Here is a 13,138-nt window from a genome sequence, read left to right on the forward strand (position 1 = left end):
TTTACCTTTATTCAAAAATCCAAATCACAAGACACAAAATTTTGTGCTTGCGATTCTTTATTATCACTTAATGCAAAGATTTGTTTGGTGGATAAATAAACACACTTTTCCTGAAAACTTCAATAGGCTCTTGGCTATCTACCGCATAGGCTCTGATTTCTAATGGAATATGTGTATCTTTTTGCGCATCTTTAGCCAAATTTGCTTCCGTATAAAGCACAACGACTTGTTTGGATTTCTCGCCTGCTTCTATGCGGAAGGGTTTGCTTGGACGCTTAATTTGAATCTCTGCATTGTTTTGCACCTCAAAATAAAAATCATAAGCTTGTTTTTGCGTATTTTGAAACAAGAAAACATAGGAATTTTCCACGCGCCCATTATCGCGAATCGTATAAAGTTCTTGTCGATTGATATTTAAAAGCATATCTTCCTTTTTAGAACTCATCATCAAAAGCCCAGAAAACACAACCACCATTGCAACAATATAACCAATTGTTTTAAAGCGCATATAACGCACTTTTTGTCGGTCTTCAATACTTTGCGGACTTGTCCAAGAAATCAAAGTCATTTTACCGAGTTTTCCCATTACCTTTGTGCAAGCATCTGAACATTCAAGGCAGTTAATACATTCTAATTGCATTCCCTTGCGAATATCAATATGTGTAGGACAGATTTTCACACAGGCTTCGCAACCGGTGCATTCTGCATTTAGTGCTTCAGGCTTTTTCCATAGTTTAATCCCTTTTGCATCAAAAACTTCTCCACCTCTTTTATAGTCATACACCGTCATAATAGTATCATTATCATACAAAACACTCTGAACACGGCTATAAGGACACATATAAATACAGAAGTTTTCTTTGATAAATACCACAATCGCAATGAGTGCAATGGTAAATCCTAACCAAAAAATAAATAAATATTTATGCTCTAAAGGGTTTTGAATATAGTTAAAAAAATCTTCTGGTGGCACAAAATACCACATCAAATTGGACGCTGCAACCAAAGCAAGACAAGCAAAAATCACAAGAGAAATCACTTTTTTAACTTTGTTGCTCCCCAAGCTCATATCAGGCTCTAATTGGCGATTCTCCATTCTTTTGCGCAAGCCCAAAATTTTTGTCTCTAACAAATCGCGATACAATACGCGGAAAATCGTCTGTGGGCAAGCCCAACCACACCATACGCGTCCCGCAAGTGTTGTCATAAAAAAAATCGCCAAAAACATTAAAATCAACAAAAAAGGCATAAGATAAAGTTCTTGCATATCAAAAGCAACCCCTAGCAAATGCAGTTGTTTGCGGTCAAAAGACAATAAAAAAATCTGATTGCCATTAATTTTAATAAAAGGAATGCAGAACAACAGAATTGTGGTAATTCCATACATCACATAACGACGCTTGAAATATAAGCGTTCCTTTACATTCTCAACCATCTTTACTCCTAATATTTTGATTTTTTAGTAAAAGATTAATATTACCATAATAAAAGTAAAAATTAAACTTTATTTTTCTTTAGGGTGATTTTCTTACATTCATTTTAATGGATTCTTAAAATTTTTATATTAAAATACGAGGCTTTTTTATAAAAGCTAAATCTTACACACAAAGGTGGTGATTTAGATGCCGGGTATCAAAGTCAGAGAAAATGAATCTTTTGATGATGCGTATAGAAAGTTTAAAAAACAAGCCGATAGAAACCTTGTTGTAACTGAAAGTCGCGCAAGAAGATTCTTTGAACCAAAAACTGAAAAGCGCAAAAAGCAAAAAATCAGCGCACGCAAAAAAATGCTCAAACGCTTATATATGCTTCGTCGCTACGAATCAAGGCTCTAAAAACAATAAGATTCCTCTATGGAATCTTATTTCTTACAATTCTTTCTTATAAGATTCCAAATATTCCTTAATAATTCGTTTTCTAGCTTTTCTTGCAAAGTTCGTGGAGAAAAAGATTGCTCCAAAGCGAGATTCTACACTATGAATTGCTGTCTCTTGTATTTTGCAAGGATAATCCAAACGATAAACTATTCTACAAAAATCCTTGCCTTTGTAGTGGAATCTTTCAAAAAAGATTCAGTGTGTCCGATGATTTGGGCAGATTCTATCCCCTCATTTTTCAATCGCTCAAGCAGTGCATTTGCTTCTTTTTGCGGTAGGGCAAATACCAATCCGCCCGAAGTTTGTGCGTCAAATAGCAAGATTTCTAAGTCTTTAAACTTAGAATCCTTTGAGAGATTAAATTCGCATAAATGCTGAATCGCGCGTTCATTGCCACAACTTCCGCCCGGAATAATTCCCATTTTTGCAAACTCAATTGCTTCCTCTACCAAAGGAATTGCTTCAGATTCTAAACGAATGTTAATTTTAGGATTCAGCATTTCGTTCAAATGCCCCAAAAGCCCAAATCCTGTAATATCTGTGCAAGCGTGAATAGTAAATACACTTGCAATCTCACAAGCGCGACGATTGAGTGTCGCCATAATCTGCGCAATTCTGTCTGCGACTTTAGAATCTAGCATATTTGCCTTTAATGCAGTTGTAAGCACACCCATACCGATAGGCTTTGTGAGAATCAAAACATCGCCAACTTGTGCGCCATTGTTACGCCAAATTTTTTTTGGGTGAATGATTCCACTCACACTCAAGCCGTATTTTTGCTCATTATCCGACACCGTATGCCCACCAATAAGCACACCTCCGGCTTCTTTGATTTTGGATAATCCGCCCTCTAAAATACCTTGCGCATAATCTTGCGGAATCCGACAAGAATCCCACATCATAAGGTTTAGGGCACATTTCACGACTCCACCCATTGCATACACATCACTTAGCGCATTTGCCGCGGCAATCTGCCCATAGACAAAAGGGTCATTCACCACAGGCGTGATAAAATCTGCTGTCTGCACAAGGGCTAAATCAGGCGTGAGCTGATAAACCCCAGCGTCTTCGTTGCCTCTAAAATCTACCAAAACATTTGCATTTTCTTCGTTGCTTAAGGAGCTAGCAATTTGTGAGAGGTCGTCCAGACCTACTTTACCTGCTCAACCGGCAACTTTAACAAATTGTGTGATTTTAATTTCTTCTTTGCTTGTTTGCATTTTATTTTTCCAAATCGTTTAATAGGGATTTTAACTATTTTACCTTATTTCTAATTATTTTTTGGCAAAATTGTATAAAATTTTTAAGGCTTTTATATGGAATGGTTAGTCCTAGACTTTTCATTTATTCTTACACTTTTTATCATTGGAATTTTTACAGGAATTCTAGCGGGATTCTTTGGAATTGGTGGCGGAGCAATTATTGTGCCCTTGATGATTTTACTAGGAAATGACATAAAAATTGCGATTGGAATCTCTATTATGCAGATGATTTTTTCCTCCATTTATGGCTCTTACATCAATTACCGCCAAAATAATTTAGAGTTCAAAGATAGTCTTTATGTGGGGCTTGGAGGACTAATCGGCGCAGCATTTAGTGGCGTAGTTGTGGATAGGATTCCATCTAATATTTTAGAGGGAATTTTCACGCTGTTTATTCTCTATTCATTGGTGAAATTTTTTAAAGCAAATGCTTATGGCGGAGAAAGCCGTTTAGGCAATGGAATCAGCGCAAAACTATTTCTCATCAGCTGCGGCTGTGTCGTAGGCGTCTTTGCAATTTCACTTGGAATCGGTGGAGGAATGATGTTGTCTCCACTTCTTGCCTATTATTTGGGATATAGTAGCAAAAAAATCATTCCGCTTTCGCTTTTCTTTATTATTTTTTCCTCTGTTTCGGGATTTACTTCCCTAGCAATGCACGGCTATGCGGACTATAAACAAGGCATTATCGTGGGAATCGCCTCGCTCATTGGCGTGCGCATTGGGATTTGGCTACTTAGTATCATAGACGCCAAAAAACACAAATACGCACTACTTATGATGTATTGCCTCGTGCTTAGCATTATGCTTAAAAAAATGTTTTGGAGTTAAATGTTGTGCGCATTGCAATGGAATCGTAAAAGGCGAGATTCAAATTACAGATTATTTCAGGCAAAGCCCTTGCAAAGAAAGAAATAAAAAGAAAATAAGAAAGATGATGAGGGAGAACCCTCATCAAAGGAGAAACACTAGAAGCTGTATTTTACTTCTACACGCACTCTTTGGCGAGTTTCATCGTCGTTTGCATTATAAGTAGTAGCAGTAGCAACACCAGCAGCATCAATGGAGTATCCATTTACAGCATAACCATCCGCATCAGTCATCAAGTAAGCATAGTAGCCACTAATTGTAAGGTTTTTGTTGTGTTTCCAGCTGATTCTTGGAGTGATTTCTTGGAAATCTGTATCTTTAATTGTTACATTTCCTGAAGTTACTTCGTTGTTACCCCAAACATAATCTAGTCCGATTCTTAATCTGCTATCTACCATAGAATAACCGATTGCACCATAGAATACACTGATTTCTTGTTCATTTCCGAAACCATGCACGCCTCTTGGTAAGAGTGCAGAAGTGCTAATGCCTGTTGCATTATTTTGCCACCAGATTGCTCCAGCGTATTTGAATGCTGTGCCATCATCGTTCAATGTTACTGCTGTTCCGTCTTGGAAGTTTGTAACCCAACCAAGTTTAACATCTAGTGGAACATTATACTCTTGAGCGAAGTTTGCACCTAAGTTAAGCACGAACAAGTCGTTTGCTTCAGCAATGTTTGCTCTGTTGGCGACACTACCAATTTGCAAGTTGTTTGTACCAACTACGCTAGGGTGTAATGCACCTAGAATAGAACTATTGCTATTGTCTAGTTTAGCTAAAGCATATTGTAATGCAACATCAAAAGTAGCATTGTTCCAGCTTAATTCACCAAATCCTAGTGCATCTACTGCATCTTGGATATAGAATCCCCAAAGTTGAGCACCAAAGTGTCCATAAGCTGTATCTACACCATAGATACCTGCAAGAGCATAGAGGGGTTTAGTGATAGAACCGCCATCATTACCACCTGAAGTATAACCTCTTGTTAATTCTAAGTCATCAATTGCCCAAGAGTCAAATGCACCTGCTGCAAAAGTAAAGCCTTCTAAATCACTATTAAGAGCTAGGATACCTGTTCCTCTATCATCATCGCCTGCGCTTGTTACAGGAGTAGCTAATCTTTGCTTACCAATAATAACAGTTGTAGCTGTGCTATCAGGAGTAATCACTGCATTGAATGTGCTAACACCAAAGCTTCCGTCTTTGCCTGAACCTTCACCATCACCTATACCGGGATAAGTGTTTCCGTGATTTACATTGTTGGATTCGTTGTTGTAAAGAATTCCTAAGTTGAATGCAACATTATCAGCTACAGGAGCTTTGAAGTCTGCTACTGCTTTCCAGCGGTGAGTAGCGTTGCTATTAGCCACAGAATCTTTATTGAATCCATTGGCATCATATCTATCATCATTGTATCTGTATCTTAGATACCCACTAACATCAATTCCCTTAATTGCATCTTCTAAAGGTTGAGCAAAACTCGCAGTAGAGAATGCACCCAAAGCAACACTTGCTGCTAAACTAAGTTTTAGAAATTTCATTTTAATCTCCTTTTTGTTAGAATTTCGAAATTACAACTGCTTTAGAGCTTAGGCAAAGCTTTTGTAAGCTTCACCCTCACCCTAATCAATCAAGTAAGATCTAGCTTTGGAATATTCTAACCTAACAAAGCTAGACCAAAATTTTAGCAAATAGGGGGGGGGGGGGTGTCAAGTGCTTTTTTAAGAAATTTTTAATTTAATGTGTTTCTCTGCTTTTTTCTTTTTGTGTTTTGATTGCTTGAAAGTTCATTGTTTGCATTGTTTCAAAATTTTTTGATTTGTATTTTTATTGTTGTGAGAAAATTTAAAAATTTTTATGGTAGTTTATAATACAGAATCCTATTTTCAGGATTCCATAAACATTATTCGTGGCGCAAAGCATCAATGGGATTCAGCCTTGAGGCGCGTCTTGCTGGGAGATAACCAAACAATATTCCCATAAAAGCTGAAAACACAAAGGCGACCAATGCGATTGTATAATCAAAGTTAAAAGGCAATTCCATAGCATAGCAGATTCCAAGCGAACCAACAAACGCCAAAACTACTCCCAAGATTCCACCCAATGCGCTAAGGCTCAAGGCTTCTATCAAAAACTGCAACAACACTTCACTCTGCATTGCGCCAATCGCCAAACGCGTGCCAATCTCTCGCGTGCGCTCTGTTACAGAAACTAGCATAATATTCATTATCCCGATTCCTCCGACAATCAAACTCACCCCTGCAATCGCCCCTAAAAAAATTGTTAAATTTGCAGTGGTGTTTTGCATCATTTCTATGATTTGCTTTGTGTCCATAATCTCAAAATCATCTTTTTGCCCCTCACGCACATTACGAATCTCACGCAAAGCATTTGAGATTTGTATCGTGGCTTGTGTGGAATCTACATTGTCTTTAAGCGAAATCATCAATCTTGAGATATTATACAATGTGCTAGACTTAGAGATGCTGCGTTGATAAGTTTTCAAAGGCAGCAAAATCACATCATCTTGGTCATTTCCCATTGCTCCTTGCCCCTTTTCCTCCAAGATTCCGATACATTCACACACAATATTGCCCAATCGGATTCTACTTCCTAGTGGATTTGTAGAGGATTTATCAAATAGGTTTTTTTTCACACTTGCACCAATAATGCAAGTATTGCTTCCTGCACGATAATCTTGCGCACCAAAAGTTGTCCCATAAGAGATATCCCAATTTGTAGCGACAAAATAATCTGTATTGACGCCTTGAATTTGGGTTTGCGTGTTTTCTTGTCGGAATTGCACAAGAGCAGAAGTTGCCACAATCGGTGCAATCGCGCGTGTAATATGTCCAACTTGAATATTTAATTCTTTGATATTCTCTAGGCTAAAAAGCTTTCTTCCTCCACCGCCTATGTTTTGACTTCGCGCAGGAAAGACAAGCAAAATATTGCTACCCAAACTACTCATACGCTCGGTAATCACTTGCGTTGTGCCATTTCCAAGTGTAATCATAATCACGACTGCTCCCACACCAATAATAATCCCAAGCATTGTTAAAAGTGCGCGCAAAAAATTGCGTCTAATCTGACGAAAAGCGAGAAAAAAGGCATTTAGAATCATATTTATTCCTAATTGTATTGTGCTTGCACACTACTAGATTCTATGTTTTGAGATATTTCGCTTTGCTCAATAGGAGGTGCAGCATCTCGTATGCTTTGGGGTTGGGTATTTGCGGAATCGCTTTGCACCAAGCCATCTAAAAACATAATTTCGCGCGTAGCATACCGCGCCATTTCAGGCTCGTGTGTTACCATAAGAATCGTAATCTTAGAATCTGCATTTAACCGCGCTAAGATTTCCATAATCTCTATGCTTCGCTTAGTGTCTAAATTCCCTGTTGGTTCATCGGCGAGCAAAAAGAGTGGGTTGGAAGCAATTGCTCTAGCAATCGCCACGCGCTGTTGTTGTCCCCCGCTTAAAGCATTGCTTTGATGATTATACCATTTTTCTAAACCTACCATTTCAAGTGCTTGCATAGATTGTCTAATACGCTCTTTTTTGGGCACTTGGCGATAAAGCAAAGGAAGTTCAACATTTTCTAGTGCAGTCGTGCGCGGCAAAAGGTTGAATCCTTGAAAAATAAAGCCGATATAGTGTCGTCTCAAAAGGGCTTTTTGTTTCAGATTTAAATCACAAACATTTACTCCACAAAACTCATAAATTCCGCTACTTGGGCTATCCAAACAACCGAGAATATTCGCCAAAGTGCTTTTGCCGCTCCCGCTTGGACCCATTAGCGCGACAAAATCACCCTCCACAATCTCTAAACTAATCCCACGCAATGCCTCAAAAAGATTGGGTGGCTTTCCATAGGTTTTATGGATATTTTGCAAACGAATAAAAGACATTATTTCTCTTCTTTTTGCGCAATAATCACTTGCATTCCTGCTTGAATAGAATCGCTAAAAATCTGCGTTGAGATTCCATCACTAATGCCAACTTCCACAGAAACTTCCTTAGGCATACCATTTTCCAATATCCAAACACTAGAGTTTGCTTGCTGCTTGCTTCCACCTCCACGTGTGCGTGGAGGACGCATACCTAAACCAAAAGAACTTAATTTTGAAGAGGATTTTGCGGAATCTTTCTTAGAGGTTGCTGGAGTAAAATAAAGCGCACTAGAGGGAATCAAAAGGGTATTTTTAGCAGAATCTGTAACAATATCTGCAGTCGCACTCATTCCGGGTTTTAGCAACAAATCTTGATTGCTGACATAAATACGCGCCTCATAGCTCACGATGTTGTCTGTGCTTTCGCTCGCACCAAAATTCACTCTATCTACCACCGCTTCAAAAGTCTTTTGAGGATAGGAATCCACACTAAACTTTACATTTTGCCCCACCTTAACTTTGCCAATATCTGCTTCAGAAATGCTAACATTTAACTCCATTTCCTCTAAACTTTCTGCAACAATAAAAAATTCTGGTGCTTGGAAGCTTGCCGCAACGCTCTGCCCTACTTCAATGGAGCGACTAAGCACCACCCCATCTATTGGCGTTGTGATATGCGCATTTTTCAAATCTACCTGTGTAGAACGAATCGCAGTTTCAATCTCTTTAATATTTGCTTGACGCAACTCCACCTCACTTAAAGCAGCATTATAATTCGTTTTTGCGGTTTGCAAATCAAGTTTAGAGGGTGTTTTACCTTGAGTAGTTTTAAAAAGCGTTTGAAGTTGCTTATACTGCCAAGCCTTTTCCTCTAAACCCACCTTTGCGCTTTTTAATTGCGCCTTTGCACTCTGAAGTTGTGCCTCATAGCGGTAGAGGTCTTGCTCAATACTTTCACTATCAATTTTAGCAAGCACTTGCCCCTTGCTCACCTTATCATTCACATCTACAAGCACTTCAAGCACGATTCCAGAAATCACCGAACCAATGGACACTTCGTGTGTTGGAGAAAGCGTGCCATTAGCACTAATGCTTGTAGAAATATCTCCTAAAGTTGCTTCTTGTGTTGTATAAAGATAATTTGGCTCTCTTGTTTGCCACCAATAAAATAGTGCAATACACAAAACTACAAAACCTGCGATTCCACCCCAAATCATCAAAGTTTTTTTGTAATTTTTCTTTGGATTTAAATTTTTCAAAATCTCTATTGTTGATTGCATTTTATTCCTTATTTATTAAATGTTTAGTCGTAGAAATGAGATTTAAATCTCCGCCAAAAGCCTTATAAAGCAAAACAAAAGCTTTGAGATTCTCAAATTTTGCAGTATTGAGTGATTTTTGTGCATTATTAAATGCAGCGGCATTAAGAGCATATTCTAAGTTATCAATCAATCCCACAAAATAACGACTAGAAGAAAATTCAAAATAACTTTGCGCATTTTTTGCTCGTTTTTGGCTATTTTGCAGCTGCAATTCTGTGCTTTTGACATTAAAACTTGTGTTTTCAATTTCACTCAAGGCATTTTTTAGCGATTTTTGAAGCGTGAGATAAGATTCTTTCAAAAGTGCATCTTGCAAAAAATAATTTTGCGTTAATTGTGTGCGGTTTAAAATCGGCGCGGTAAGGGAGCTAGCAAATTGCCACGCAAGATTCCCGCTTGCCTGCGCATTAGAATCCAAAATCTCGTTTAAATTTGCGCTAATAGATAACACAGGAAACAAGCTTGCCTTAGCATTTGCCTTTGTATAACTCTGCGCATACAAACTAAAAAGTGCTGCTCTAATATCTGGACGCGCAAGCAAAACATTTGCAGGCATAGAATCCAAATGCAGTTTCGTTGGTGCATTTGGAGAGATTTGCGATTCCACCACAAAAGGAAGTTCTAATGTATCTAGCAATATCAATAAAGCATTTTTATTTTCCTCAAACGCGCTCTTTAGGGATTCTAAAGTATTTTGTTCATTCGTCAATAAATCTTGTTTTTCAAAAAGCTCTGTGCTATCTAGCAAACCATTTTCAACCTTTAAACGCGTCAGCTCCAAAGCGTCTTGATAATGCACAATATTTTCCTGCGTTAAAATAAGATTACAAGAGGATTCAAGCAATGTAAAATAAAGAATCGCTACATCACCTAAAAGCGTAATTTTAGCATTTTCCAAATCTTGCAAGGATTTCTCATAAAGAGAGGCTTTGGCATTTTTGGCATATTGTAATCTTCCGAACAAATCCACTTCCCACGAGAGTGTCGCGCCTACTGCGGAGGTATAAGATTGAGTTTTCTGTATGGGTATTGTATTGGTGCGCGTATGCGATTCGTTGGCATTAACACTTCCATCTACGCTTGGAAAGATTGCTCCCCACGCACTTTTAAGTTGCGCCTTAGCCTGCAAGATTCTTGTATTCATAATTTGCAAATCCAAGTTATTGCCTAAAGCAATTTCAAAAAGATTTGCTAGAGTAGAATCGTTAAACAAAAGATTCATTTGCTCTATTGGCGACGCTTTGGCAAGAGGTTGGGATTCCATATCTACGCTGATTAAAGCGGTATTTTGGAAAGTTTGTGGGAGTGCTTGAGTGATTTCTGAATCTTTTGGCAAATTTGCAGCACAGCCAAAAAACATTCCGCTTGCAAATACTAAGATTATAAAATGTCTCCACGAAATCTTATGCAAAATCTGTTGCAACAAAATATCTCCTTAAAATAAAGCCAACATTCTATACCAAAACCCTAAAGCAAATGTGAATTTTTCATCAACCAAAACAACTTCTACAAAATCAATGAATTAAAAACAAACTTTAAGGATTCTGCAAAATCTGTTGCGTGTTGATTTTAAAATCAAAGTATTTAGAGCGCAACTTAGAAGCGGCAATGGTTGTAAATTGCGAAGCGGCGGCACTAAAATTTTTTTCTTGCAGGAATAAAATTCCATTTGCGATTCTTGTTTCATAATTTGTCGGCGCTTCCAATTTGGAAAGCTGTAAAAGTGTAGAGGCATTTTCAATATGTCCTGCGCCAATAGCAGCCACCGCACCCAAAAAGAGCGTTTGCGTATCTTGCTCTTTAAAATCATCAATCAAGCTGTTATAAAGCGTAAAAGATTTTTCAAATTCCTGTAAATACAAATAAGTCAATGCCAAAGCCTGAATTACCCCGCGTGCGTCTTTTTGTTCGGTAATAAGACGCATATCCAAATCTTGCTGAACATAATGCAAAGTCCCAATAATATGCGCAACTTCAATATACATTTCACGCACAACAGACGCTCCATAATAAATGGAATCGCGGTTAATTTTTGGGTCTTGGTAATAATTTTGCAACTTCAAAGCAAGAGATTTAGGCTCATCTTGATAATTGATAGCCAAAAGCGATAAAAGATTGCTAATGGGGTCATTAGGATAGAGCCGTTTCAATCCCTCTGCAGATTTCACAAGCAAGGTTTGATTATTCATCTGCACGCCTTGCGCAAAATCCAAAGCATAATAAATCGCAACATTGTCTTCTTTGTTTTCAAGAGACTGCAAAGGCGTTGGAATACCATCTCTTGCGAAATTTAACAAAGCTTGAATAAATTCTTGCTCCTCGGCATTGCCTTGAAAATTGACAATTTCTCTTCCAATTTCACTTTCCAATCGCCCCGTATCGCGATAGGTTAATTTGGCAGTGATAAGGGCAAAAATTCCTGCATACAAGTCTTTTGGATTCAAGTGAAAAGAACGTAAAAAATGCTGATAAGCCGCGTCAAAATTACCCATTTGCGCATAATTTAGTCCTAAATTGTAATGCAAAATAGAATGATTGGGATAAGCATTAACAACTTCTAGCAATAAGGCATTAGCATTCCGAATATTTCCATTAAGCGTTTCTAAAATCGCATTAGCAATATTGCGATTCATTCTTGAAATCGTCTGTCCGCGCAGTAGAATCTCTTTTGCCTCTTGCAGATTCTCAATCCGAATATTAATGCCACCCTCTTGAATCACATTAAAAGCTTCTTTAGCGTCAAAGACTTTATAAGAGGCAAAATAAAACAAAACATTATAGGCGTTGAGCTTTTGCCCTATAAAATTATCCCAAAAACGTTTTTGTGCAACATCAATATTAAAAAAATCATCACGCAAAGTGATTTGAATCGGATAAGGATTGCGGTCTAACGCTTCTTGATTTTGAGAATATTTATTTGCAAGCCGCGCAGCCTGACTATATTCTGTTAATTGTAGTTTCACAAGCATTAAGGCAATATCGGATTCCAAAGTGCTTCCAAATGTATCAATACTTTGCGTTAGAAGCTTGTTTGCTTCATTGTAGTCCCCGATGCGCGCATAAAGCAAAGCAAGATTAAACCAAGTTTTTGGGTCAGTAGAATTTCTATTTAACGCATCAATGGCTTTATAATTGTTATTAAAATACGCATACATTGTGGCTAAAAGCTGATTTGTTTCCTCTTGATAATAATCGGAAGAAGGATGAATCAAAGAAGAAAAAGCTTCCAAATAATTACCCAAATAAAAATTTGTCAGCGCATATAGATAGGAATAAATAGGCAAATTCCCTGTTTTTGGAAGATAAGTCTGCGCAAGTTGCAGATAATAACGATACTTCAAGGGTTCTTGTAGATACAACGAACAAATCGCGGCATTCAACGAACTAATCACTCTATCTTCCCCTAAATCAATAGCTTTTTGGAAAGAATTTAACGCTTCCAAATAGGATTTTTCTTCCATTTGCGCTACACCTAAATTATAATTAGAAAGCCCTTCAGAATAATTAGAAATCTTGTTATACAAATCCAATGCCTCTAGTTTATTGCCGTTAGTGTAAAGAAAATTTGCTTTTTTAATCAGTGCCTCTAAGTTTTCGGCATCTGTAATAATGTCTTCCCCTTTTTTAATACTAAAATCTATGGGTGGCAAGGCATTTGTTTGTGTCTGTGGTGGTTGAACTTCACGCGTCAAAACTAAACCAATCAAAAAAATAAATCCAAGTATAAAAAACCCAAATAAAACTGCCAAAATAACACTTATTTTTTTATGCTGATTGAAAAACTCTAAAAGTTTTTCAATTTTATTTTGCGGTTTAGATTCTTGTGGTTCTTTTTTTAAAATATCATCTAAAACACCAAAATTGTCATCAAGCTGAATCACTTGATTGTTTTCTTGATTTTGTGGCATAA

General features: G+C 37.6%; 10 protein-coding genes. 2 read left to right on the forward strand and 8 right to left on the reverse strand.

Annotated features, from left to right (window positions below; genetic code table 11):
• Positions 1-67 precede the first annotated feature (67 nt).
• Positions 68-1,435, reverse strand: coding sequence for a cytochrome c oxidase accessory protein CcoG (gene ccoG, locus CQA43_RS05435; protein WP_115551593.1), 1,368 nt, complete (start codon positions 1,433-1,435; stop codon positions 68-70).
• Between the two features lie 187 nt (positions 1,436-1,622).
• Between ccoG and rpsU the strand changes: the two genes are divergently transcribed.
• Complete coding sequence (gene rpsU, locus CQA43_RS05440) at positions 1,623-1,835, forward strand: 30S ribosomal protein S21 (RefSeq protein ID WP_006803152.1); 213 nt, start codon at positions 1,623-1,625, stop codon at positions 1,833-1,835.
• A 188-nt stretch (positions 1,836-2,023) separates the two neighbouring features.
• Here rpsU and selD read toward each other — a convergent pair whose 3' ends face one another.
• Positions 2,024-3,097 carry a selenide, water dikinase SelD gene (selD, locus tag CQA43_RS05445; protein WP_115551594.1) on the reverse strand — a complete coding sequence of 358 codons (1,074 nt, stop codon included), beginning with the start codon at positions 3,095-3,097 and terminating at the stop codon, positions 2,024-2,026.
• A gap of 96 nt (positions 3,098-3,193) precedes the next feature.
• Between selD and CQA43_RS05450 the strand changes: the two genes are divergently transcribed.
• Positions 3,194-3,970 (forward strand): sulfite exporter TauE/SafE family protein, encoded by a 777-nt coding sequence (locus CQA43_RS05450; protein WP_115551595.1) that lies wholly within the window; start codon positions 3,194-3,196, stop codon positions 3,968-3,970.
• A 137-nt stretch (positions 3,971-4,107) separates the two neighbouring features.
• On the opposite strand, the gene CQA43_RS05455 is transcribed toward CQA43_RS05450, so the two are convergent.
• The 6 genes from CQA43_RS05455 to CQA43_RS05480 all read right to left on the reverse strand — a co-directional run bounded on the left by CQA43_RS05455 (position 4,108) and on the right by CQA43_RS05480 (position 13,136).
• Entirely contained in the window at positions 4,108-5,553 is a 1,446-nt protein-coding gene (locus CQA43_RS05455; protein WP_115551596.1) for a major outer membrane protein, read from the reverse strand.
• A 362-nt stretch (positions 5,554-5,915) separates the two neighbouring features.
• Complete coding sequence (locus tag CQA43_RS05460) at positions 5,916-7,136, reverse strand: ABC transporter permease (RefSeq protein WP_115551597.1); 1,221 nt, start codon at positions 7,134-7,136, stop codon at positions 5,916-5,918.
• 8 nt (positions 7,137-7,144) lie between these two features.
• Entirely contained in the window at positions 7,145-7,924 is a 780-nt protein-coding gene (locus tag CQA43_RS05465) for an ABC transporter ATP-binding protein (RefSeq protein WP_115551598.1), read from the reverse strand.
• On the reverse strand, positions 7,924-9,186 hold the full coding sequence (locus CQA43_RS05470) for an efflux RND transporter periplasmic adaptor subunit (RefSeq protein WP_115551599.1): 1,263 nt from the start codon (positions 9,184-9,186) through the stop codon (positions 7,924-7,926). The genes CQA43_RS05465 and CQA43_RS05470 overlap by 1 nt, the downstream gene beginning before the upstream one ends.
• A 1-nt stretch (position 9,187) precedes the next feature.
• Positions 9,188-10,654, reverse strand: coding sequence for a TolC family protein (locus CQA43_RS05475; RefSeq protein ID WP_245944234.1), 1,467 nt, complete (start codon positions 10,652-10,654; stop codon positions 9,188-9,190).
• A 109-nt stretch (positions 10,655-10,763) separates the two neighbouring features.
• Positions 10,764-13,136 (reverse strand): tetratricopeptide repeat protein, encoded by a 2,373-nt coding sequence (locus CQA43_RS05480; protein WP_115551600.1) that lies wholly within the window; start codon positions 13,134-13,136, stop codon positions 10,764-10,766.
• Positions 13,137-13,138 lie beyond the last annotated feature (2 nt).

This window comes from Helicobacter ganmani, from assembly GCF_003364315.1.
Taxonomy (GTDB): domain Bacteria; phylum Campylobacterota; class Campylobacteria; order Campylobacterales; family Helicobacteraceae; genus Helicobacter_D; species Helicobacter_D ganmani.